The organism is bacterium (genome assembly GCA_018812485.1).
Classification (GTDB): domain Bacteria; phylum JAHJDO01; class JAHJDO01; order JAHJDO01; family JAHJDO01; genus JAHJDO01.
This window is the reverse complement of the sequence record JAHJDO010000058.1, coordinates 1-23,530: the sequence shown is the minus strand read 5'-3', so window position 1 is coordinate 23,530 and position 23,530 is coordinate 1. Positions and strand designations below refer to the sequence as shown.

The 23,530-nt window shown below is 38.5% G+C and carries 22 protein-coding genes; 21 read left to right on the top strand and 1 reads right to left on the bottom strand.

The window, feature by feature from the left end; all coding sequences use genetic code 11:
• From KKC91_04530 to lpxI, 21 genes are all read left to right on the top strand, one after another.
• Positions 1-720: a prepilin-type N-terminal cleavage/methylation domain-containing protein gene (locus KKC91_04530; GenBank protein ID MBU0477816.1), complete on the top strand. Its 720-nt coding sequence runs from the start codon at positions 1-3 to the stop codon at positions 718-720.
• Complete coding sequence (locus KKC91_04525) at positions 717-3,803, top strand: hypothetical protein (protein ID MBU0477815.1); 3,087 nt, start codon at positions 717-719, stop codon at positions 3,801-3,803. The genes KKC91_04530 and KKC91_04525 overlap by 4 nt, the downstream gene beginning before the upstream one ends.
• Positions 3,804-3,920: 117 nt before the next feature.
• Positions 3,921-5,010, top strand: a protein-coding gene (gene prfB / locus KKC91_04520; GenBank protein MBU0477814.1) for a peptide chain release factor 2 whose coding sequence is annotated in 2 segments (ribosomal slippage) — positions 3,921-3,986 and positions 3,988-5,010 — 1,089 coding nt in all. Because the reading frame shifts where the segments join, the coding sequence is not laid out codon by codon here.
• 57 nt (positions 5,011-5,067) lie between these two features.
• Positions 5,068-5,673: an FHA domain-containing protein gene (locus KKC91_04515; GenBank protein ID MBU0477813.1), complete on the top strand. Its 606-nt coding sequence runs from the start codon at positions 5,068-5,070 to the stop codon at positions 5,671-5,673.
• A 19-nt stretch (positions 5,674-5,692) separates the two neighbouring features.
• On the top strand, positions 5,693-6,562 hold the full coding sequence (gene dapA, locus KKC91_04510) for a 4-hydroxy-tetrahydrodipicolinate synthase (protein ID MBU0477812.1): 870 nt from the start codon (positions 5,693-5,695) through the stop codon (positions 6,560-6,562).
• On the top strand, positions 6,559-7,368 hold the full coding sequence (dapB, locus tag KKC91_04505; GenBank protein MBU0477811.1) for a 4-hydroxy-tetrahydrodipicolinate reductase: 810 nt from the start codon (positions 6,559-6,561) through the stop codon (positions 7,366-7,368). Before dapA ends, dapB begins: the two co-directional genes overlap by 4 nt.
• Positions 7,369-7,464: 96 nt before the next feature.
• Positions 7,465-7,947: a 2-amino-4-hydroxy-6-hydroxymethyldihydropteridine diphosphokinase gene (folK, locus tag KKC91_04500; protein MBU0477810.1), complete on the top strand. Its 483-nt coding sequence runs from the start codon at positions 7,465-7,467 to the stop codon at positions 7,945-7,947.
• Complete coding sequence (locus KKC91_04495; GenBank protein MBU0477809.1) at positions 7,948-8,604, top strand: deoxynucleoside kinase; 657 nt, start codon at positions 7,948-7,950, stop codon at positions 8,602-8,604. It begins immediately after the preceding gene.
• A gap of 19 nt (positions 8,605-8,623) precedes the next feature.
• Positions 8,624-9,418, top strand: coding sequence for a 3-methyl-2-oxobutanoate hydroxymethyltransferase (gene panB, locus KKC91_04490; GenBank protein ID MBU0477808.1), 795 nt, complete (start codon positions 8,624-8,626; stop codon positions 9,416-9,418).
• Complete coding sequence (gene panC, locus KKC91_04485) at positions 9,415-10,257, top strand: pantoate--beta-alanine ligase (protein MBU0477807.1); 843 nt, start codon at positions 9,415-9,417, stop codon at positions 10,255-10,257. Before panB ends, panC begins: the two co-directional genes overlap by 4 nt.
• Before the next feature lie 174 nt (positions 10,258-10,431).
• Positions 10,432-11,286, top strand: coding sequence for a branched-chain-amino-acid transaminase (gene ilvE / locus KKC91_04480; GenBank protein ID MBU0477806.1), 855 nt, complete (start codon positions 10,432-10,434; stop codon positions 11,284-11,286).
• A 1-nt stretch (position 11,287) separates the two neighbouring features.
• On the top strand, positions 11,288-11,497 hold the full coding sequence (locus tag KKC91_04475; protein MBU0477805.1) for a hypothetical protein: 210 nt from the start codon (positions 11,288-11,290) through the stop codon (positions 11,495-11,497).
• Complete coding sequence (locus KKC91_04470; GenBank protein ID MBU0477804.1) at positions 11,494-12,078, top strand: nucleotidyltransferase; 585 nt, start codon at positions 11,494-11,496, stop codon at positions 12,076-12,078. Before KKC91_04475 ends, KKC91_04470 begins: the two co-directional genes overlap by 4 nt.
• Before the next feature lies 1 nt (position 12,079).
• The gene (locus tag KKC91_04465) at positions 12,080-12,577 is read left to right on the top strand and encodes a UvrB/UvrC motif-containing protein (protein ID MBU0477803.1); all 498 of its coding nucleotides are present in this window, start codon (positions 12,080-12,082) and stop codon (positions 12,575-12,577) included.
• Entirely contained in the window at positions 12,577-13,644 is a 1,068-nt protein-coding gene (locus KKC91_04460; protein MBU0477802.1) for a protein arginine kinase, read from the top strand. The genes KKC91_04465 and KKC91_04460 overlap by 1 nt, the downstream gene beginning before the upstream one ends.
• Positions 13,637-16,108, top strand: a complete 2,472-nt coding sequence (locus KKC91_04455) for an ATP-dependent Clp protease ATP-binding subunit (protein ID MBU0477801.1) — start codon at positions 13,637-13,639, stop codon at positions 16,106-16,108. The genes KKC91_04460 and KKC91_04455 overlap by 8 nt, the downstream gene beginning before the upstream one ends.
• Positions 16,108-18,414 (top strand): outer membrane protein assembly factor BamA, encoded by a 2,307-nt coding sequence (gene bamA, locus KKC91_04450; protein MBU0477800.1) that lies wholly within the window; start codon positions 16,108-16,110, stop codon positions 18,412-18,414. Before KKC91_04455 ends, bamA begins: the two co-directional genes overlap by 1 nt.
• An 11-nt stretch (positions 18,415-18,425) precedes the next feature.
• Entirely contained in the window at positions 18,426-18,953 is a 528-nt protein-coding gene (locus KKC91_04445) for an OmpH family outer membrane protein (GenBank protein ID MBU0477799.1), read from the top strand.
• 11 nt (positions 18,954-18,964) lie between these two features.
• Positions 18,965-20,251 (top strand): UDP-3-O-acyl-N-acetylglucosamine deacetylase, encoded by a 1,287-nt coding sequence (lpxC, locus tag KKC91_04440; protein MBU0477798.1) that lies wholly within the window; start codon positions 18,965-18,967, stop codon positions 20,249-20,251.
• Between the two features lie 13 nt (positions 20,252-20,264).
• Complete coding sequence (gene lpxA, locus KKC91_04435; GenBank protein MBU0477797.1) at positions 20,265-21,035, top strand: acyl-ACP--UDP-N-acetylglucosamine O-acyltransferase; 771 nt, start codon at positions 20,265-20,267, stop codon at positions 21,033-21,035.
• Positions 21,032-21,850 (top strand): UDP-2,3-diacylglucosamine diphosphatase LpxI, encoded by an 819-nt coding sequence (lpxI, locus tag KKC91_04430; GenBank protein ID MBU0477796.1) that lies wholly within the window; start codon positions 21,032-21,034, stop codon positions 21,848-21,850. The genes lpxA and lpxI overlap by 4 nt, the downstream gene beginning before the upstream one ends.
• Here the strand turns inward: lpxI and KKC91_04425 are convergent.
• Positions 21,847-23,343 carry a DUF4159 domain-containing protein gene (locus KKC91_04425; GenBank protein ID MBU0477795.1) on the bottom strand — a complete coding sequence of 499 codons (1,497 nt, stop codon included), beginning with the start codon at positions 23,341-23,343 and terminating at the stop codon, positions 21,847-21,849. The genes lpxI and KKC91_04425 overlap by 4 nt on opposite strands.
• Positions 23,344-23,530 lie beyond the last annotated feature (187 nt).

The following is a 23,530-nucleotide window of genomic DNA, read 5'->3' as shown; positions in this document are numbered from 1 at the left end:
ATGAAATTCAAAATTCAAAATTCAAAATTAAAAATTACAGCCAATGACTGCCGTGCTTTTACATTGATTGAAATCATGATTACAACAGCAGTTCTGGCTTTATTGATAACAGGCATTTACACTATTTTTAAAGGCGGCACTGATTCATGGACAAAGGGCAATGTGAGGATGGAGCGGTATCAGAATGCAAGAGCAATTCTGGAAATGATGTCAAGAGAGATCTCCTGTGCAATGGTCAATGAGGCGAGAAAGATATACATGCTTGGAGTGGATGAATCAGAATCTAAGGTAAAGGGAACAAGAAGCACTAAGGATGAACTATTTTTTGTCGCTCCTCTATATCCAAAGTCCGATTTAGAAGAGTCTGGAAACACTACTAAGTCTGATCTGTGTGAATTAGGTTACTGGGTAAAGGATGACACGGAACTTATGCAGCATCGTAGAGTAACTGCTGATTTTATTTATGAGACATATTCCGGGTCTACTAATGATAATCCACTTGGCCTTGCGGTGGCAGGACTTCGCTTTTATTATTACTATAACAATGTTGATGCGGATTCCCAGGTAAACTGGGATTCTCTTAAGGATCAATATCCAATTGATGGATATGCTGACGGCTTACCAAAGAAAATAAAGATAGTTCTCAAAACAAGGGATGAAGAGGCGAGAGAAGACACTCAGACATTTGAGACCACTGTGTTTATGCCGGGAGCAGAATGATTACAAAAGCATTAAATTCGAAGCACGAAGCACGAAATACGAAACAATATCAAATGACAAAAATACAAATGTTAAAAACGGGGTTTAGAATTTCGGATTTAGGATTTCGGATTTGCCCTAATAAAAATGGTATTGCCCTCATAATAGTTGTCTCCATTATGGCTGTTCTTGCTTCTATTGCTGCAGCTTTTTCATACAGCATGATAATGGACCAGCGCGCAGCAGCCAATTATATGAATGGGATAAAAGCGGATTATGTTGCAAGAGCAGGTATTCAGCATGCGATTGGTGTGTTGAAAAAGGATGGCGACCCATCTAATCAGCCGCCAGCTTTTTGCAGTTATGAAGGATATGACTGGTACGGGGATGACTGGGGGTATGATTCTCCTCTTTTTGGCATTAATAGTAATTTCGCTTCAGAGTTTAACCAATTAACTGCAGATTCATGTGTAAACAATGATGATGACATAGTTTCTAGTAATTTAGGAGGAATGCCTGCCGGCTCAGATTCTCACTGGATATATCTGAAGGATTCGCAGGGTCACCTGATTGGCAGATACGCTGTTCTGGTTCTGGATGAGTCAGGCAAGATAAATATAAATACAGCTGGTTATAAGGACGGTTCTTTGGGAAACGAAGGATGGACGACAGGCGAAATAAATATTGATCCTGTTTGCGATGTTGCCAGCGTTAGTGGTCAAGAAATTATAAATGTGCGCTATGGGACAGATGGCCATTCCGGGATTTCGGGTTATGACGATAATGCAGATAGTGTCATACTTAATAATGACGGGATAGATAATGATGGAGACAATGACCCTGCTGGGACTGATGGGGCTGACGAAGGGGATGAGGGGACAGATGATTCCGCAGAGTTTTATATTGCCAGCCCATACACTGATTCCAGCAATCTCAGCGCTGATACGCCTTATCTGACTCCTGCCGAGATCGTTTCACTTGCAGGGATAGATGGTGATGAATACGCTTTGTTTGATTCATACATCACGACCTTTTCTTCTGACAAAAACCTTACGGATTCAGGACTTGCGCGCTTAAACATCAACGCAGTAAGCTCTGCAATGGAATTATATTCAACTCTGAGGGACGCCTTTGATTATTGGGGAACTTCTGCTACAACAGCAGAGCTTGCGCAGATGGCAGTTAACATAATTGATTTTAGAGACCGTGATAACGGCTCAACACGAATTGATATTGAAGACCCGACTGGCATTGTACTTACCCGCTACGGCGTTGAAGGCATAAGAATAAATGAGGTTATGGTAAGACCTGTGTTCAGGGAGGATGCACCTGCTACTGCAGAATGTAATGATGACGGCTCGGGTAGTCCTGGATGGGCGTACGCTGCTTCTACTTGGACAAGCCAACCAACTGCTTCATTTGATACTGGCATATGGAGTTGGTCAGGCATTACTAATGGAACATATAAAGTACGTATTTACGGACTTTCTGGAGGAAATGTAGATTACTCTGTTTATCCTGATGGAATTGGCTCTTGGTCTGATAATACAGGAAAACCTCTACCCGATACAACGACTGGAGATACAGTAGTTATCACAGGTGGAATATTCAAGCTTAATATAAAGACGGCTAACGCAACTGACACATGGTACCGCGTTGACCTCTCCCAGTCCCCGGACTGCGAATATGTTGAGCTTGTGAATATTTCCGAAAATGCAGTTACAATGGACGGCTGGCATCTTGAATTTCCAAATGGTCAGGTTGGGACTATTCCAAGCGGGACAAGTATTGCTGCAATGGGAGACAGTAGCGGTGGAGATACAATAGTTCTTGCAATAGATAGGGATGATTCAACTATTGATAACGGTTCTGAGGTATATAATAACGGTATCTATTTTACAAATACATATACCAGCGCAACTTCAGCTAGGGTTTATCAGCTTGGTTTTACGAATGACGTTCTGGATGATATTCTTTGTGATACGGTTTTAGTGGATAGTCCTCTGCGGCTTTATGACGGACCTATCGCCCCAACCACAGGCAATCCCGCGGGACATATCGTTGATCAGGTTCTATGGGATAGTCAGATAATACAGGATAATGATTTTTATTCTATGGAAAGGAATGACCCGACTTATTTGGGAACGGATGTACTGAATGATTCAGGAATTTTTGATACATGGCTGGTGTACACAGGTGCAGACAGAGGAACTCCAACGTCTGCAAACAGCAATTATTCTTCATCTAATACTATCAAAGTTAAAAACTCTCCTTTCGCAAACATAGGAGAGATTGCGGATGTATCCTACAGCAAAACTGCATGGACTAATATTGGGGATACTGAGGCAAGAATAAAGAATATTGCGGACAGGATTACTATTTCGGGAAGGCGGCTTGACGCGGAGTTTGGATATCATCCAGATTCAAATTGGGGCTCTTCTCCAGAGGTAATACCAACCTCAGAGATAGCGCGTTCTACAAATCCCGGAGACCTGTACTGGTTTAAGGCAGCCAGTTCAGCAAGTTCAACAGAGGATACATGGACATGGTACACAACGATAGATAGGTTTGAAGCGGATACCTATATCATGTATGTTTATGGCAGGGAAGGCGGGGCAATGAGGGTGAGAGTAGGCAACGATACTGCAATTATTACTCCTGGCACGGATTATGGCGCTAGGTTTGGACAGGTTGTTGTATCAGATACTACTTTGAATGTCGCTCTTCTGGCTCCAGATGTTAGTTCAGACTCAACATACTTTGATTATATTCTCCTCACACCAGCCTCAAAGACTTATGGAAGATTGAATATAAATACAGCAAACACACTTGTACTTCAGGGGCTAAAAGATGTAGATTCTACCCTAGCAAACGCTATTGTTGGCTATGCTAAACCATTTCATAATATCGGCGAAATTCTTGATGTAACTGGCATTGACATTGATGAATTCAAACCTATCTCCAACCTCATTACAACAAAATCCAATGTGTTCAAAATAATCTGCACAGGTCAGTCAATTCTGGATAAGAATGGGAACGGAACTTTTGATACTGACGACGAGGTGCTTGGGGAGAGGAAGATCACGGTTATTTATGAAAGGTAAAAGCAGGATTAAGGATTAAGACGCTTCGCTCTAAGGATTAAGTTTATAATGTGTGGTGTTTTTTTACTTAAATTCTTAATCCTTATGACTTAATACTAAAGTATTTTGGAGTTTAGCATGGAGCATCTAAAACAGAGATTGGATATATTGAGGGGAAATTTGGATCACGCAAAGGTGTATCTTTGACTACCCCAAGAAACAGGAAGAAATAAAGCAGTTAGAAAAAGAAACTTCAAAGCCGGGCTTCTGGTCAGATAACAAAAAAGCCGCCAGTATTATAAAACAGATCAAAATCCTAAAAGGTGTTACTGCGCCTCTTGATATTCTCATTAGAGAAACAGATAACGCTTTAGAACTGGTTGAGCTCGCCTTATCAGAGAAGGATAATACAATCTCTTCTGAGATTACCGAGGAACTTGAAAAACTGGAGAAGGATTATAAAAGTTTTGAATTGAAATTGACTTTAAGCGGTAAGTATGACGGAAATAACGCTATTATGACTCTTCATTCAGGCGCAGGAGGGACGGAAGCGTGCGACTGGGTAGAGATGCTGCTGAAAATGTATATCAAGTGGGCGGAAAGAAGAGGTTTTAAAACAGAGATCGCGGACATTCTGGCAGGTGAAGAAGCTGGTATAAAAACCGTGACGATTATGATTAAGGGTGATTACGCATATGGCTACCTGCGTTCGGAAATAGGTGTGCACAGGCTTGTAAGAATATCTCCATTCGACGCGAACAAAAGAAGACATACCTCATTCTGTTCAGTTGATGTAATTGCGGAGGTGGAAGACGAAATTGATGTTGATATTAAGGAAGACGATCTAAGAATTGATACTTACCGTGCAAGCGGTCATGGAGGACAGCATATCAATACCACTGACTCTGCTGTGCGTATTACACATCTGCCAACAGGCATAGTCACACAATGCCAGAATGAACGCTCTCAGCTTAAAAACAAGTTGACTGCAATGAAAGTTCTAAAAGCGCGGCTCGTTGAATACCACAGGCGAAAGAAGGAAGAAGAAATGCAAGAATACAATAAAGATAAGAAGAAGATAGAATGGGGTTCTCAGATCCGTTCATATGTATTCCAGCCTTATACTCTTGTTAAGGATCACAGAACAGGCGCTGAAGCAGGAAATGTCCAGGCAGTTATGGATGGACATATTGATAAATTTATAGAAGCATTTTTAAAGATAAAATAATCTCCCTTTTCTATTGCGCACCTATACGCTGTATGCTAGAATTTATCCAGAGGCGATATGAAACATAAGTTATTGGTTTTTATTTCAAGTGTGGTTTTTATTGTGTTGGCATTTTGCCAGCATGCTTTTGCTGTTAGTAAAATTGAAAGATTCGTAATAGAGCATCCTGTAGGATTATTTTTCTTAATTATAGGTCCTGTAGTAGGCGCTTTATTTATTTATTGGATAGTTCTTTACATATTCCATTTTGGCAAAGCAGGAAGAGATATTGTTAAAGAAAAAAAAGAACGGTTGAAGATAGATGAACAAAAACACGAATTATTCACTAAAATTCCTGAAGGGAGTGTTGAACAAGCCCTTTCCCTGCCTTCTGCCAGATTAATTGCTAGAAGTCAGCATGGGTTTTTAGAAGAGCATAAATTGCACTCTGATAAAGAATTTTTTATTGGAAGGAGCGATACCTGTGACATTAGGATTAAAGAGCCCAGGGCATCCAGACTGCATGCAAAAATCAGGCCTGAAAAAGAGGGGTACATTCTCTATGATTTGGTTAGTAAGGGAGGAACCAGGGTTAATGCTGTAAAGATAAAGAGACATCGTCTTAGACATAATGACAGAATTGGAATAGGATATACAGAAATAATATTCAAGTTAGAGGTATAATTATAGTGGAGGAGAGAACATGTTTGAAGGGTCAATAGTTGCAATAGTTACACCATTTAAAGATGATAAGATTGACGAACAGAGATTATCAGAGCTTATCGAGTTTCATATTTCAGAGGGCACAAGTGCGATCCTTCCATGTGGATGTACAGGAGAGGCAGCTACGCTTACTCACAAAGAGCAGGAATACATGATAAAATTAGTTATTGATATTGTTAATAAGAGAGTTCCTGTAATTGCAGGAACAGGTTCAAATAGTACTGAAGAAGCTCTGGCACTTACAAGATCCGCCAAAGGCGCTGGAGCAGATGGAGCATTACTGATTACTCCATACTATAATAAACCAACTCCTAGAGGACAGTACTTACATTATGAGAAGATAGCAAAGGCAGTGGATATCCCTATCATACTGTATAATGTGCCTTCAAGAACAGGCATAAGTATTCTGCCCAAGACAGTTGCTGAGCTTTCAAAGATTGATAATATTATTGGTATAAAGGAAGCAAGCGGGAGCTTGGATCAGGTCAGCGATATAATAGGTCTGTGTGATATAACTGTTCTTTCAGGAGACGACGCTCTAACCTTGCCTATGATGGCGCTTGGAGCAAAAGGAGTAATATCAGTCGCGGCAAATGTAGTTCCAAAACACATGGCTATGATGGTAAAGAGTTTTTTGAATGGTAATTTAGAAGAATCCAGAAAAATTCATTTTAACTTGTTTCCTCTATTTAAGGCATTATTCTATGAAACAAATCCAATACCTGTAAAAACAGCTCTTGGAATGATGGGGAAGATTAGTCCTCAATTAAGACTGCCTCTTTGCGAGATAGAGAAGGGAAACAGGGAAAAATTGAGAGGAGTATTGACTGACATAGGAGTTTTGTCATGATTAATGTAATTGTTAATGGTGCATGCGGGAGAATGGGCAGGAGAATAATAAATCTCCTCTCCATTCAAAAAGATTTGCATCTTTGCGGAGCAGTTGAGATTCTATCTCATTCAGACATAGGAAAAGATGTCGGCGTAATAGCAGGCATTGATAAATCAGGCGTAAAGGTGAGTTCATGTATTAAGGACGTTATAAAGGATGCAGATGTTGTGGTTGATTTTTCATCCACAGACGGAGTTCTTGCTTCTGCCAGTGCCTGTGCAAAATATAAGAAAGCGTTAATTGTCGGCACTACCGGGTTGGGAGTCGAAGCGTTATCTGAGATAAGAAATATCTCTCATATAGTTGCCTGTCTTGTTTCTTCAAATATGAGTGTTGGTGTTAATCTTTTGTGTAAACTTGTTGAGCAAGCGTCAAGCATATTAGGAGATGAATATGACGTGGAGATTATAGAGGCTCATCATAGATTTAAGAAGGATGCTCCAAGCGGCACAGCAAAAACTCTTGCTGAAATTATTTCAAAAGTGAAAGGTAGACAGCTTGAGGATGTGGCTGTCTATGGCAGAAGAGGATTCGTTGGAGAAAAAAAGCAAAATGAGATTGGAATACATGCTGTTAGAGCAGGCGATATAGTTGGAGAGCATACAGTTATATTTGGAGGAACTGGCGAAAGAATAGAACTAAAGCATATCGCTACCACGAGAGATACATTTGCACAAGGAGTTATTAAAGCGATAAAATTTATCAGCACCCAAAGAGCAGGACTTTATGATATGAAAGATGTGTTAAATAGGATTAAGGATTAAGACGCTTCGCTCTAAGGATTAAGTTTGTAGTATATGATGCCTTTACTTAATTCTTAATCCTTATGACTTAATACTAAAGTGTTTTTGGAATTTAAAATGTGTGTATATTTAAGCCTTGGTTCAAATATGGGAAATCGCAAGGCAAATATTCAGGAAGCTATTCGCCTGTTGTCTCAAAGCCAGCAGATTGAGGTCAAGAAGTGTTCTTCATTTTATAAAACAAGTCCCGTTGGCATAGAGAAACAGCCGTGGTTTTTGAATTGCGCAGTTGAAGTTGAGACAGATATTGAGCCTAAAAACTTATTGAAGATCATTAAAGATATTGAGCTTTCTATAGGAAGAGAGCATTCCTTTGTTTGGGGTCCTCGGGAAATAGATATAGATATAATTTTTTTTAAGGACATTGTTTTGAATGAACAGGTTTTGAAAATTCCTCATCCTCAAGCGCATAAAAGAGTATTTGTGCTGGCTCCTTTAGCTGAGATTATCGGGAATTTTATACATCCTGTTCTTGGAAAGTCTGTGAAACAGTTGCTGGATGAGATAACAGAAGAACAGATTGTTAGGAAAATAGGGTAAATGTTAGAAGGAAAGTATATTGTTGTTGAAGGCACTATTGGTGTAGGGAAGACTTCTCTTGCTAGAGAGCTGTCAAAAGAGATTAATGGGAAACTGGTTCTTGAGAGAAGTGAAGAAAATCCATTTCTGGAGAAATTTTATGGTAATGCAGAAGAATATGCCTTTCAAACTCAGATTTTCTTTCTTCTCTCAAGATATAGCCAGCAGCAAAAAATATTGCAACGAGAACTTTTCAAAAGGGCTGTTGTGTGTGATTATTTATTCGCGAAGGATAGAATATTTGCGTATCTTAATCTTAATGAGGATGAATTGGTATTGTATAATCATCTTGAACCTCTGCTGGCTAAGAGGATTCCTGCGCCTGATTTAGTGATATACCTTCAAGCATCTACCTCAGTTTTAATTCAACGCATAAAAAACAGAGGAAAGCAATCCGAAATTGGAATTTCCCAGACATATATAGAAGATCTTAATAAGGCATATAACCATTTCTTTTTTCTATATAAAGACAGCCCGTTGCTTTTTGTGGATACAGACCGGATAGATTTTGTTAATAGTAAGATAGACCTTAGCGATTTAATTAAAACGATAAAGGACATGCGAGGAGGCACTCAATACTATAAACCTGTTTCCTCAGATATATTTACAAAAATGTAACATTTATAAGGATAATGTGATGAAGAAAACGGCTACGGTGATTCAAGACATGAAAGGAGTAAAAAGAATTGTTGCGCTTACTTCTTACAATTATTGGATGACAACAATTATTAATCAGGTAGATATTGATTTGATTCTTGTTGGTGATTCACTTTCATCTATAATTCTCGGATACAAGGATACTATACCTGTAACAATGGATGAAATGATACATCATACCAAAGCCGTATCAAGAGCTAATCCGGATTCGTTACTTGTTGCAGATATGCCATTTATGTCGTATCAGGCAGATCAGAAGCAAGCTGTTGAAAATGCTGGTAGATTTATAAAAGAAGCAGGTGCTGAGGCCGTTAAACTGGAAGGAGGGAAGCAGATAAAAGATGCTGTATATAGGATTGTTCAAGCAGGGATTCCAGTGTTGGGTCATATAGGTCTGACCCCTCAATCAATTCATCAGATTGGAGGATACAGGGTTCAAGGAAGGGCCCCCGAAAAAGCTAAAAGACTCATTGAAGATGCTTTGCTGCTTGAGAAAACAGGGGTTTTTGCCATTGTCCTTGAATGTGTTCCGTATACACTCGCAAGGGATATAACAAAGAAACTTCATATTCCAACTATTGGGATTGGAGCAGGGCCATACTGTGACGGACAGATATTGGTGACACATGATATGCTGGGCTTAAAAACAGGACATGTTCCGAAATTCGTTAAACAGTATGCTAATTTGGCAGAACAGATCGCAAAAGCAATTGAAGGCTATAAAAAAGATGTAACTGCAGGAAAGTTCCCGGATAAAGAGCATAGTTACAAATGAAGATTGTTAAGACTGTTCAGGACATGCAGCAATTATCCAAGGGAGTAAAAATCCATAATAAAAGCATTGGTCTTGTTCCAACAATGGGGTATCTTCACAATGGGCATTTGAGTCTTATACATAGCGCAAGAAGGGATTGTGATATTGTAGTTATGAGTATATTTGTGAATCCAATGCAGTTTGCCCCAGGAGAAGATTTCAAAAAATACCCGAGAGATTTTGATACGGACAGGAAACTAGCAGAAAGGGCAGGAGTGGATGTTATTTTTTATCCAGATACGAAGCATATCTATGCTAAAGGTTTTTCCACCGTTATTAGTGTTGAAAATATGGATAAAATCTGGGAAGGGAAAACAAGACCTGCGCATTTTAGAGGAGTATGCACTATTGTTGGGAAACTTTTCAACATTGTAGACCCTGACATTGCTTATTTTGGCCAAAAAGATGCTCAGCAAGTCGCAATTATTAAAAGAATGGTAAAAGACCTGAATTTTAACGTGAGTATTGTTGTTCTGCCCACTGTTAGAGAAAAGGATGGTTTGGCAATGAGTTCAAGGAACAAATATTTGTCTTCTAAGGAAAGAAAGGCAGCACTGGTATTATACAGATCTTTACAGGGAGCAGAGGGAATGATAAAGAACGGAGAAAAGAAATCTGATAATGTGTTAGAATGCATGATGAGTGTGGTAAAAAAAGAGAGATTGGCGCACTTGGATTATGTGGGCATAGTCAATTCTGAAGATTTTTCACTTGTTTCCGAGATTTCAAAAACTAATTTAATTATAATCGCTTGTCGTATAGGCGAAACACGACTTATAGACAATTTTTTGTTGATATGATAGGATACCTAATTAAATTCGAAGCACTAAGCACGAAATACGAAACAATATCAAATGACAAAAATACAAATGCTCAAAACGGTGTTTTGAATTTCAAAAATTTGAATTTAGAATTTGTTTCGAGTTTCGGATTTAGAATTTCGGATTTTAAAAAACTACGAAGGGGGTTTTATTATGCAAGTTTATATTGATGGAAAATTCTTTCCAACGTCAAAGGCCAATATTTCTGTATATGATCATGGATTTTTGTATGGAGACGGAGTTTTTGAGGGGATCAGGATCTATAATGGCAATATCTTTATGCTGGATGAACATATAAACAGGCTTTATGATTCTGCAAAGGCAATTAGATTAAAAATACCATTATCAAAGACAGAATTGGGGAAGGCTGTTATGCAAGCTAATAAAGTTAACGGATTAAAGAGTGGGTACATAAGGCTGATAATAACAAGAGGCGTAGGGGATCTGGGTATTGACCCAAAAACGTGTCTTAAGTCATCGATTGTTATCATTGTTAACAAAATAGCTCTTTATCCAATAGAACTTTATAGGAAAGGAATGGAAATCATAACTGCATCTACGCAAAGAACACCTGTCAGCGCTCTGAATCCTCAGATAAAATCCATGAATTATCTGAATAATATTCTTGCCAAGATTGAAGCGGTAAATGCTGGTGCTAACGAAGCGCTAATGCTGAATTCCTCTGGCAATGTTGTTGAATGCAGCGGGGATAATATATTCATATATAGAAATGATACTCTTGTCACTCCGCCTACATCCATTGGCGCATTAGACGGAATTACAAGGAGGATAGTTATAAAGCTTGCTGAACAAGAAGGATTGAGGGTTAAAGAACTTATTTTTTCAAGATATGAAGTATATACTTCTGATGAATGCTTCTTGAGCGGAACGGCAGCTGAGCTTATTCCTGTGGTAAAAGTTGATGGAAGGGAGATAGGAAACGGAAAGCCTGGAAAAATCACAGCGCTTCTAATAAACAAGTTCAAGAAATTTATTGGAGAGAAGTAAAATGCGCCATAGACAGGAATGGAAATCGAAAGAGGACAAAGTTAAGGCATGGCTGGAGTTATGTGAGTTTTCATTTGAATTAATGAAGGAAGGAATTAGGCTGACCAATCCTGAAATTTCACCGGAAGAAGGGGCTCTGGCACGTTTGGAAAAATTGAGTAAGGAACATCATCAGGTCAATGAGAAAATTTTAAGAGGAATTACAGTATGATTCAGAAAAACCTTCTTAACATATTAGATAAAATATTGAAAATAGCCTTGAAGGCACACGTTTCGGTAATGTTTATGGGAGGCATAGCTGTTAGCGTATGGGGAGAACCGCGAACCACATATGATATAGATGCAGTTATAGGAATTTCCAGCTCTGAGAGTGGTAAGTTTCTTTTGGAAGCAAGCAAGCAAAGCTTCACTTATGATAAAAGAAACCCTGTGAAGACAATACAGAAATCAGCTTTTATTACTCTTGCATCTTCAGTAAAGAATCGTAGAATTTATGTAGATCTTTTTCTGGCTTCAGGGGAATATCAGAGAACAGCTTTATCTCGTCGGAAGGAGATTAAGCTCTCTGGCAGGAAAATACCTATTATTTCAGCAGAGGATTTAGTCCTTTACAAGTTATTAGCAGGACGGGGCAAAGATATAGACGACATAAGAGAAATTCTTATCTCTCAAAAAGGAAAGCTGGATATGAAGTATATGAAAAAGTGGGCTAATAAGCTCGGAATAATGACTTTCTTAAATGATGAACTAGATTCGACAAAGTCTTTGGGAAAAAATCAGGAGAAGAGTTAGCATGTTCTGTCAGATTTGCAGGGAACAGAGGGCAACGGTTCATTATACGGAGATACTCAATAATGAAGCAGTAGAGCTGCATCTGTGTGAGGATTGTGCCAGGCAGAAAGAGATAATAGATCAATCCGGGAATTTTTCCATGGCAGATTTGGTTAAAGGGTTTGCAGGTTTTGTAGAAACAGAAGAAGGAAAGGAAAATCTAAAGTGTGATAATTGCGGTCTTCTATTTTCAGATTTTAGAAAGACAGGGCGTTTTGGCTGCAGCAGATGCTATAAAGCGTTTCAAACTGAACTGGAACCGCTAATAAAGAGGATTCATGGAAGCACAAAACATGTTGGCAGTGTTGTACCGCCTAAGCATGCTAAGGAAGTTCAGACTTTATCAAAGATCGAAAAGCTGAAGATGGAAATGGAGGGGGCTATCCAGCAAGAAGCGTTTGAGAGGGCGGCAGAGATTAGAGATCAGATAAGAAAGCTGGAAAAAGGAATTAAGGAATGATGTCTATTACCAAGTTGGTTGGACAGATTGCCAGTTGGCTGCAAAAGGAAGGTCCTCTATCAGACATAGTTGTAAGCAGCCGAGTGAGACTTGCAAGGAATTATGATCTGATACCTTTTCCTAACCGCGCTAATAAGGAGCAGCTCAGAGAAGTAATATCAAAGACAGAGAAAGCTATAAAGAATAGTAAGTATTTAAAAAACACCTTAATTATAGATATGTCGGATTTAACAGATATAGATATCCAGTTTCTGGTGGAAAAGCACCTTATAAGTCAGGAGTTCGGAAAGCCAAAATCAGAGCAGATATTGGTAGTAAGTGATAAAGAGATAATTAGTATAATGGTTAATGAGGAAGATCATTTGAGGCTTCAATGCATACAGCCCGGTTTACAACTGTTAGATAGCTGGAGATTGATCAATCAGGCAACATTAGAGCTTGAATCACAAGTGGAATTTGCCTTTTCTAAGACGTGGGGATATCTAACATCGTGTCCTACTAATGTTGGAACAGGCATGCGAGCCTCGGTTTTGATTCATCTGCCTGCATTAGTAATTACCAAACAAATAGGAAAGGTCCTGCAAGCGGTTGCTAAGCTGGGTATTGCAATTAGAGGGCTTTATGGAGAGGGGACTGAGGCATATGGAAATTTCTTTCAAATATCTAATCAGGTTACTCTGGGATATAGCGAAGAGGACATAATAAATAATATTGAATCTGTAGTAAAACAAGTTGTTGGTTATGAGGAGAATGCCAGGACACTAATGATAAAAGAAAATAAAAAAGTGATAGAAGATAAGATTTGGCGCGCGTATGGAACACTTTCAAATGTCAGAATCATAGATTTTCAGGAGACTTTAGACATGCTGTCTCTCCTGAGGTTAGGAATTGGATTGAAGATTATAGACAAAATAGATAGAATATTAGTCAATAGAATGTTTATCATTACACAACCAGCGTATCTTCAGAAATTAGAAGGAAGGAAACTAGAGCCTTACGAGCGTGATATAGCAAGAGCAAACCTTATCAGGGGAAATTTAGAAAAAGGGGAAAATAAAGATGTTTAATAGATTTACTGAAAGAGCAAAACGTGTGGTTATGATGGCAAAGGAAGAAGCTGCCCGCATGAATCATCCACAGGTTGGAACAGAACATATTTTACTTGGTCTTCTTAGAGTGGGTAGTGGAGTAGCTCTAGCAGTAATTGAAAAATTGGGTATAGATTCAAAAAAGATAAGAGTAGAAATAGAGAAAAAAGCACAAACAGGTTCTCCTACATTAGTACTTGGAGAGATGCCTTTAAGTCCACAAGCTAAAAGAGTTCTAGAGTTCGCGATGGAAGAAGCGTCCGCACTGGGACATAATTATGTTGGGACAGAACATATATTTCTGGGCTTAATTCGCGAAAAAGAGGGAATTGCGGCTCAGGTTCTTGAACAAATGGGACTTAATTTGGAAAAGATGAGAGCTGAAATAATGGACCTTCTCGGTGGCGAGCCTTTAGGCGCAGCAGCAGGTCATGCAGGGGCAGGGGACGCTGGAGCAAAAACCAAGACACCAGCGCTTGATGCATTTGGCACTAATCTCACAAAACTTGCAATTGACGGAAAGCTTGATCCTGTTATAGGGAGAAAGGATGAAATAGAGAGAGTAATTCATGTATTAAGCAGGAGGAAAAAGAATAATCCTGTTCTTTTAGGAGATGCGGGAGTTGGTAAAACAGCCATTGTAGAGGGATTGGGCCAGCAAATAGTTGCTGGGAATGTTCCTGATTCCATTAAAGGGAAAAGGCTAATAACCCTTGATTTAGCTTCCATGGTTGCCGGGACAAAGTATCGCGGGCAGTTTGAAGAAAGAATTAAAGCTGTTATGTCAGAGATAAAAAAATCAGATGACGTGATATTGTTTATTGATGAAATACATAATTTAGTAGGCGCAGGCGCTGCAGAAGGCGCAATAGATGCTTCCAGTATGCTGAAGCCTGCGTTAGCCAGAGGAGATATTCAGTGTATTGGAGCAACAACTGTGAATGAATACAGAAAATACATTGAAAAGGATGCTGCCCTAGAAAGGCGTTTTCAGACAATTATGGTTGAAGCTCCGTCTGTAAAGGAAACAATAGAGATATTAAAGGGACTAAGAGATAAGTATGAAGCGTATCATAGAGTAAAGATATTAGATGAAGCACTTGAGGCTGCAGCAAAACTGTCTGATCGTTATATAACCGATAGATTTTTGCCAGATAAGGCAATAGATGTCATAGATGAAGCTGGTGCAAAGGTTCGGCTATCAGTCACCACTGCGCCTTTGGATGTAAAAAAACTTGAAAAGCAGCTAGATGAAGTTAGAAGGGAAAAGGAATCAGCTGTCAAAACGCAGGATTTTGAAAAGGCAGCGCAATTAAGAGATAGAGAGAAAAAGCTAAAGGCTGAACTCTCTAATCAGCAGAAAGACTGGAACCAGTCAAATAAAAAGGCGTCTGCTGTAGTAACTACTGAGGTGATTGCAGAGATTGTGTCCAAGTGGACAGGCATACCAATTCAGAGACTTCAGGAAGCAGAGGCTAAAAAGCTTCTCAAGATGGAAGAGGCTCTGCATAAGCGTATTATTGGACAGGACGAACCAATAGAAGCAATCAGCAGGGCAATAAGACGCTCACGATCAGGACTAAAAGATCCAAAAAGACCTGTTGGCTCATTTATTTTTCTGGGACCTACAGGAGTAGGAAAAACTGAGCTTGCAAAGACACTGGCGGAGTTTTTATTTGGTGATAGAGATGCTCTTATACGTCTTGATATGTCAGAGTACATGGAGAAATTTGCTGTATCAAGACTTATTGGGGCCCCTCCAGGATATGTGGGCTATGAAGAAGGTGGACAGCTTACTGAAAAGGTAAGAAGGAGGCCATACTCTGTGGTTCTTCTTGATGAGATAGAAAAGGCGCATCCTGATGTTTTTAATATACTCTTGCAGGTATTTGATGATGGCAGGTTGACAGACAGTTTGAACCATACTGTGGATTTTAGAAATACAGTATTAATTATGACATCAAACATTGGCACACGCGATATAAAGCGCGGATCTTTGGGATTTCGCTCTTCAGATGCAAAACGGACGTATGAGGAAACTAAGTCCAAACTTATGAGCGAGGTTAAACAGGTGTTCAGACCTGAATTTATTAATAGATTGGACGAAGTAATAGTGTTTCATGAACTCACTAAAGATGAACTAAAAAAGATAGTGGATTTGATGTTAAGCGATGTATATTCACGTCTCGAATCAGATGGAATAAAATTGCATATCACTTCTCAGGTGAAGGATTTTCTTATTGAAAAAGGCTATGATCCTGTTTATGGAGCAAGACCTCTTCAAAGGGCTATACAGCGTTATATTGAAGACCCTCTCTCTGAAGAAATATTAAGGAGAAAAATTTCCAAAGGCTCTATAATAGAGGTTGTTCAAAAGGGAGATAAATTAGATTTTAGTATAAAAAGACAAAAAGCTGTTAAAAACATAAGGAGCAAAGGATAATGGCAAAAAAATGTTACGCAAGTATTTTTCTCTTTTTCTTTATTTTCTTTCTTACCTCCTACATCTCTGAGGTAGGTGCTGAGCAGGCTCCTAAGGATGTAAAGAAAGTGACCAAAGTAAGTGTGAAAGGGAACAGCAGAATAAGCACTTCCACTATTCTGAGCAGAATAGAAACCAAGGAAGGAATGCCGTTTTTGCAGGAAGTAGTGAGCGCGGATATTGAAAGGCTTTATGGGCTTGGACATTTTCAGGATATAACTGTAGATGCTTCTGAGTTTCTTGGAGGGCTGAACATTACTTTTATTGTTCAAGAGAGACCTGCTATTGAGAAAATTGTGATATCAGGCAATAAAAAATTAAAGCTAAAAAAGATAAAAAGCATTATGTCTATTGTCATGGGAGATACATATGATGAGAAACGTCTAAAGGGAAATGAGAAATCTATATATGAACTGTACAAAAACGACGGATATTATGCAGCCGTTATCAGTCACACTGTTGAGGAGAAGGAGCCCGGCAAGGTTGTTGTCAATATCAAGATAAAAGAGGGGAAGAAAGTAAGGATAAAAAAGATTGTTTTTGATGGAAATAGCCATTTCAGTGACTGGAAGCTAAAGAGACAAATGATAACGAAAAAAGCCAGACTAAAATGGTTCCCAAAGGGATATTATGATCCTGACAAATTAAAGGAAGATATAAAGCAGCTTAAACTTTATTACGACAAAGCCGGATATATAAAAGCTGAGATAGAAGAAGCAGACATAACCTTTAATGAGGCAAGAACTAAGATGTATATACGAATTCCTATTAGTGAAAATAATAGGTATTTCACAAACGAAATCGTTGTAGCTGGCAATAAGAGTTTTCCTCCTCAGGATATCATCAATATGCTGGATATGAAAAAAGGCGATGCTTTTAGTGAATACGGAGTTTCTAAGGATATTTATAATATACGAATGTTTTACGGAGAGAGAGGCTATATAGATGCTTATGTGAATCCAGAAACACAGATTAACGATAAGGATAGAACAGTTGATGCGGTGTATAATATATATGAAGGGAATATTAATTATGTTCGCCGTATTATTATAAAAGGGAATCTGGAAACGAAGGACAAGGTTATTCGCAGAGAAGTAAGAATAAAGCCAGGAGAAAAGTTTGATACAAAAAAGGTTAAGCGAAGCAGAGAAAGGTTAATGAATCTAGGCTATTTCTCAATGGTAAATTTTTCTGATGAGAAAACAGAAGATATAAATGTCAGGGACTTAATTTGTGACATAGAAGAAAAAAAGACAGGCAGTTTCTCCTTTGGCGGTGGATACAGCACAGTGGAGAATGCCATAGGATTTATAGAGCTTAGACAGAATAATTTCGATATCAAGAACTTTCCGAGTTTTTCAGGCGGGGGCCAGTATGTCAGTATCCGGGCTGATATAAGCGCAAGACGGCAGAATTTTGTCCTGGGCTTTACAGAGCCGTGGTTTATGGATAAGCCTATTTCCGCAGGGTTTGATCTATACAATAAAACCTATTATCAAGAAGAATGGGCAGAAACCAAAACAGGCGGGGATATAAGAGTTGGACGTTCCATTACAGAATATACACGAGGCTCTCTTACATATAAATGCGAAAATGTAGATGTAGGCGACTTAACAGATGATGCTCCTGATGTAGTAGCGGATGATGAAGGATCAGCAACTATCAGCAGTATAACAGCAATGATACAAAATGATCATAGAGATAATATTTTTGATCCGACTAAAGGATATCTAAATGTAGTGTCTGTAGAGTGCGCTGGAGGTCCTTTTCTCGGAGATAAGGATTTTTATAAAGTAACTGGCAGCACAAGCAAGTATTTTCCTTTAACTAAAAAGTCTGTGTTCAATATCCGTTTCAGAGCTGGAGTGGTTGATGCTTATGGGAGCACAGAACAGGTTCCAGTTTATGAACGATTCTATATAGGAGGACCAAGCACAGTTCGAGGATATGATTACAGCAGTATAGGGCCTAAAGACGAAGATGTTAATGTTGGTGGAAATTCGATGTTAGTTGGTAATCTGGAGTACTCATATCTTTTGGTGGATACAACAGATACCCCAACCAAAAGTCCTATGAAGATCAGAGGTTTGGTGTTCTATGATGCTGGAAATGCATGGAAAAACGCAGGCGGTTTCTCAAGTTCCGTGAAAACAAGCATAGGAACCGGGATAAGAATACTTATCCCTATACCTGTTACATTATTTTATGGATATGGGATAGACAGGCATAAAGGTAGATTTGACATTTCCATATCGTATAGTTTCTAGGAGAAGTGTAAATGCAACACGTTAAATATTTGCTAGTTTTTATATTTTCTTTCTTCTTCCTATCTTCAACCTGTCATGCAGCAGATGAGCTAAAGATAGGTTATGTCAATTTCTCTGTGCTGTTTGAAGATTATTATAAGACCAAGAAAGCAGAGGCGGAATTGAAGGAGGAAGCGGATAAGAAAGAAGAAAAGATAAAAGAAATTCGAGAGGAGATTAATAATATTCAGAAGAAGCTGGGATCAGGTGTGTTAAAGCAAGAGGAAAAAGATAAACAGAAAGGAATTCTCGAACAAAAGGCTCTTCAATTGAATAGAGTTATTAGAGAAAGTAAAAGAGAACTGGAGGTTAAGAGAGAAAAAGCCATTAGGGGAATTATAAAGGACATAGAGGCTGTGATCAAAGAATATTCAGAAAAAAGGGGATATACTCTGGTAATTGGGAATCGTGATCTATTATATGTAGATAAAAAATTGGACATTACAAGCCATATAGAAGGTTTATTAAAGGAAAAAGAAATAAAGGAAAGCAGAAAATAACAAAAGGGAAGATTATGCAATTACAGACAACAATAAGCAATAAAGTGAGTTGTTCAGGCATTGGCTTGCATACAGGAAACAAAACCACCATTTGTTTTAAACCTGCAGATGAAAACGCAGGCATAAAATTCATAAGAAAGGATTTACCAGGGACTCCAGTAGTCAAAGCAGACATTAGTGGAGTCGTTGATACAGCCAGGGGGACTTCTCTGGGTAAAAGCGATATAAAAGTGCATACTGTAGAGCACGTACTGGCAGCAGCAGCAGGTTTAGGGATTGATAATATGTTGATAGAACTCAGCAGCAATGAGCCTCCTGTAGTTGATGGAAGCGCGCTGCCATTTGTGGAAGCACTGGAACGAGCAGGAATCGTCCAACAAAAAGTGCCCAAGAAGTTTTTTGAAGTAAAAGAGCCTGTTTGGGTTTCAGAAAATGGTTCTTCTTTGGTTGCTTTGCCATCAAAAGATTTCCGAATCTCATTTACTATTGGCTATAACCATCCTGTACTTAATTCTCAATTCGCCTCAGTTATAATTACACCAGAATCTTTTAAGGGAGAAATAGCCTCTGCAAGAACCTTCTGTTTTCTGGAAGAGGTGGAGATGTTGCAAAAGGAAGGGCTCATAAAAGGTGGTAGTTTAGAGAATGCCGTTGTTATAGGAGACGAAGCTCTTCTTAACGATAAATTGAGGTTTGAAAACGAGTTTGTTATGCATAAGATACTTGATTTAATAGGCGATCTGTATTTACTGGGACAACCACTAAAAGCACATGTTATTGCAATAAAGAGCGGTCATTCCTTAAATATAGAGTTGGTTAAAAGACTTAAGAAAATGGGAGGGCTGGTGGATGACGATGATACGGAGACAAAAACTAGTTTAGACATAGATGAAATAAAAAAGATACTTCCGCATAGATATCCATTTTTACTTATTGACAGGATAACAAAGATTGAAGGAAATAAAAAGATAGTAGGGATTAAGAATGTTACTGCAAACGAAAGTTTTTTCCAGGGACACTTTCCAGACTATCCAATAATGCCCGGCGTACTAATTGTTGAGGCAATGGCGCAGGTAGGCGGGATTCTGTTATTGAGAAAGAAAGAGAATAGAGGAAAGACGCCATTTTTTGCTAAAATGGATAATGTCAAATTAAGACGGCCTGTCAGACCAGGAGATCAACTTGTTATAGAAGTTAAGGTAATTAAGGCAAAAAGCAGAGTTGGAAGGATAATGGCAAAGGCTTCTGTTAATAGGGAAATAGTATGCGAAGCGGAATTAACGTCAATTATACAATAAGGGATATTAGAAAATGACAATCCATAATACAGCAGTCATTTCTCCAAACGCTAAGATTTCTAAAGGTGTAAAAATCGGACCATGGAGCGTTATAGGAGATAATGTCAAAATAGGAAAAAACACAGAAATTGGTTCTAATGTTGTAATAGACGGCTGGACAAGCATAGGAGAAAACAATAAGATATCTCCTGGGGCAGTTATTGGAACAGCTCCACAGGATGTAAAATACGAGGATGCCCGTACGTACGTTAAAATAGGTAACGGGAACATTATAAGAGAATATGTTACAATTAATAGAGCAACAGAGCCAGAGACAGAAACACTGGTAGGGAATAACAATTTTCTTATGGCATATACACATATCGCACATAATTGTAAAGTGGGTAATAATGTTATAATGGTTAATTATACAGCATTATCCGGACATACTGTGTTAGAGGATAGATGTGTGCTGTCTGGTATGGTAGGGATTCATCAGGGAGCAAGGGTTGGTAGACTGGCCATTGTAGGAGGATTGTCCAAGGTAGTTAAGGATATTCCTCCATTTGCAAGGGCAGATGGCCATCCTATAAGGATATATGGACTGAATACTATAGGATTAACCAGAAACAACATCCCTGCCCCAGTTATAGAAAAACTTAAAAAGGCTTATAAAATCTTATTTAGATCCGGCATGAATACCAGTCAGGCTATAAAAAAAATTGAGGAAGAGGTCCCCTTAATAGATGAGATACAATATCTTATAAATTTTATTAGAACATCTGACAGAGGTATATGTAAATGAAAGACGTAATAACTAGTTCCAGGATTGGCTTGATCTCTGGAAAAGGAAAGTTCCCCATTATTTTAGCGCAAGAAGCTAAGAGAAGGGGCATGAAAGTAGTTGCTATTGCATTAAAAGAGGGAACGAATGCTGAGTTGGAAAACTATGTAGATAAAATATATTGGCTCAGTATTGGAGAGATGGAAAAAGGTTTAGATATTCTAGTCAAAGAAGAGTTAAAGGAAGTTTTTATGGTGGGGAAGATAGAAAAAAGCCTGCTGTTTAAAAATATTCCAAGAGACGGTATGATATCTGATCTTATTAAATCTGCAGCTGATAGATTAGACAATACACTACTAGAGGCAATAGCAAATAAACTGGCTGAATTGGATATAAAGTTGCTGGATTCTACTATACTTATTAGACCTCTCCTACCTCAAAGAGGCATACTTACAGAAAGAAAGCCTACACAAGCAGAAATGGATGATATTAATTTTGGGCAGAAAATAGCCAAATCGATCGCAGCGCTCTATATAGGACAAACAGTTATTGTAAAGGATAAGGCTATCATAGCAGTAGAGGCAATAGAGGGCACGGACCAGACAATTAAACGAGCTGGCATGTATTGTAAAAAGGGCATAGTTATGGTTAAAGTCAGCTGGCCTGACCAGGATATGCGTCTTGATGTTCCTACAATTGGTACTGATACAATCAAACTTTTAAAAGAAGCCAATGCGTCTGCAATAGCTATAGAAGCGCAGAAAACTATCATTCTGGATATAGAAGAATCTGTTAATATAGCAAACCGCGCTGGAATCTGCATGGTTGCGTTCTAATGCGTTAAAGCATAAACAATAATATTTGTAGCAAGTTTTATACTGTCCGGATATTTTATCCCAAGCCTGATGGGATAAGATACAACATTTTGCCATCCCCACGCCAAATCATATTTACTATAGACCAGCACAATATTCCCTCCTATACTGATTCCTTCAAGAGATGGCGAATCTGATGCATTAATCAGGCGAACATGATCTGTATATTCAACTGATTTAATGTCATGTATGGTGCTATAAAGAGGATGAGTTGTGGAAATCTGTGTTAATTTTTTATCAGGGAATATATTTTTAATATAATGCCTGAAGGATGTGTCAAATGCTTTCATACCTGTTCTATTATCAACAAGGAGAAAACCTCCTCTGGTTAAATATTTTCTGAGATTACTACATTCCTGATCTGAAAGAACAAATTCTCCATGACCAGTCATATATAAAAAAGGATATGTAAATAAATTGGAATTTGTTAACGTTACTTCTTTCGGATGCAGAGATACTTCACACGATGTACTATTGGCAAGTTCTCTAAGCAGATTGGAGAGACGGGATAGAGAAGGATCCCAATATCCACTGTGTTTGATTTGAGCAATAAGAAATTCGGACGATTCTTTTTCTTTAGGAGATTTATAGAGGCGCTGAACACTTAGATATTCTCCAACAGGATAAAAGCTTAAGATGTAAGCAATGATATTGTCACCCATTTTTAGAGCGTCTGGAACAGAAGATCTTTTTCCATAATTATGAGTGTGGCCAGACCATCCACAGCTAAGATCATATATGGATAGAAATAATGCTGTGCGTGAGCCAATATCAATTCCATAGAGAACGGGTTCTAAATAAGAATATTTTTCATCAATCTTCATATGCACGCTCTTTATAGTATGAAGCGTCCTGTAAACAGGGTGATCAAGCGGTAATTTGTATAGAGGACTATCAGGAAACATTTCTCCAATCAACTTAATAAAGGATTGCCTAATTTCATTCCTTCCGCAGCAGCAGTCGCAAATTAATGTGCCTCCGCTTTCCAGGTACCTCCGAAGAGATACAACTTCTTTTTTATCAAACGAAAATGAGAGATGTCCGGTAATATAGAGAATTGGACAATCCTTTGGACTGATTACAGGGTCTTTTTGAACATAGGAGGAGAGAGAGAACCGTGAAGTTTTATACTGAATGTTAAGTGTTTTTTTTATATTTTCTAACAGCCCATAATCATCGCTCCAGTCGCTGAGCCATTGCTTATTTACGCCATATTCAATTTTTACAAGAAGCACAGGCGGAGAAGGCGGGCGTTTTTTTTCTGTTCTACGTAAAGGAGCAACAGGTAAAGGTAGGGGAGGAAAGGATTCTCCTCCTGCGCGTCTATGAGCCTTTGCTTTAGGAGGAGGACCACATACATCAAGAACTTTTTCTTCCTGCGCTAATGAATAAGAAAAACAAAATACTAATAGAAGGAGAATATTAAAGGCTATAAATTGAGATTTTTTTATCACATTAAACCCCTTTTATGCATTATACACAAAATCTTAATAAATAAAACGGTAATGCAAGAAGTTTTATGCAAATTCATACTATCAATCTCTCCTAAGGACTGTAAATTATCAGTCATCTCCTAAATTGTTTATGCTACTTCTCTTCACCTTGTGGATACTGCCGTTCTGTGTATAACTCTTCGAGTTA

Bases quoted from the DNA above. Each gene is read 5' to 3' on its own strand.
- KKC91_04445 (MBU0477799.1), top strand. From the start codon at position 18,426: ATGCAACACGTTAAATATTTGCTAGTTTTTATATTTTCTTTCTTCTTC.
- panB (MBU0477808.1), top strand. From the start codon at position 8,624: ATGAAGAAAACGGCTACGGTGATTCAAGACATGAAAGGAGTAAAAAGA.
- KKC91_04455 (MBU0477801.1), top strand. From the start codon at position 13,637: ATGTTTAATAGATTTACTGAAAGAGCAAAACGTGTGGTTATGATGGCA.
- lpxA (MBU0477797.1), top strand. From the start codon at position 20,265: ATGACAATCCATAATACAGCAGTCATTTCTCCAAACGCTAAGATTTCT.
- dapA (MBU0477812.1), top strand. From the start codon at position 5,693: ATGTTTGAAGGGTCAATAGTTGCAATAGTTACACCATTTAAAGATGAT.
- KKC91_04465 (MBU0477803.1), top strand. From the start codon at position 12,080: ATGTTCTGTCAGATTTGCAGGGAACAGAGGGCAACGGTTCATTATACG.
- KKC91_04515 (MBU0477813.1), top strand. From the start codon at position 5,068: ATGAAACATAAGTTATTGGTTTTTATTTCAAGTGTGGTTTTTATTGTG.
- KKC91_04495 (MBU0477809.1), top strand. From the start codon at position 7,948: ATGTTAGAAGGAAAGTATATTGTTGTTGAAGGCACTATTGGTGTAGGG.
- KKC91_04460 (MBU0477802.1), top strand. From the start codon at position 12,577: ATGTCTATTACCAAGTTGGTTGGACAGATTGCCAGTTGGCTGCAAAAG.
- dapB (MBU0477811.1), top strand. From the start codon at position 6,559: ATGATTAATGTAATTGTTAATGGTGCATGCGGGAGAATGGGCAGGAGA.
- KKC91_04525 (MBU0477815.1), top strand. From the start codon at position 717: ATGATTACAAAAGCATTAAATTCGAAGCACGAAGCACGAAATACGAAA.
- bamA (MBU0477800.1), top strand. From the start codon at position 16,108: ATGGCAAAAAAATGTTACGCAAGTATTTTTCTCTTTTTCTTTATTTTC.
- KKC91_04470 (MBU0477804.1), top strand. From the start codon at position 11,494: ATGATTCAGAAAAACCTTCTTAACATATTAGATAAAATATTGAAAATA.
- lpxI (MBU0477796.1), top strand. From the start codon at position 21,032: ATGAAAGACGTAATAACTAGTTCCAGGATTGGCTTGATCTCTGGAAAA.
- KKC91_04475 (MBU0477805.1), top strand. From the start codon at position 11,288: ATGCGCCATAGACAGGAATGGAAATCGAAAGAGGACAAAGTTAAGGCA.
- panC (MBU0477807.1), top strand. From the start codon at position 9,415: ATGAAGATTGTTAAGACTGTTCAGGACATGCAGCAATTATCCAAGGGA.
- KKC91_04530 (MBU0477816.1), top strand. From the start codon at position 1: ATGAAATTCAAAATTCAAAATTCAAAATTAAAAATTACAGCCAATGAC.
- ilvE (MBU0477806.1), top strand. From the start codon at position 10,432: ATGCAAGTTTATATTGATGGAAAATTCTTTCCAACGTCAAAGGCCAAT.
- folK (MBU0477810.1), top strand. From the start codon at position 7,465: ATGTGTGTATATTTAAGCCTTGGTTCAAATATGGGAAATCGCAAGGCA.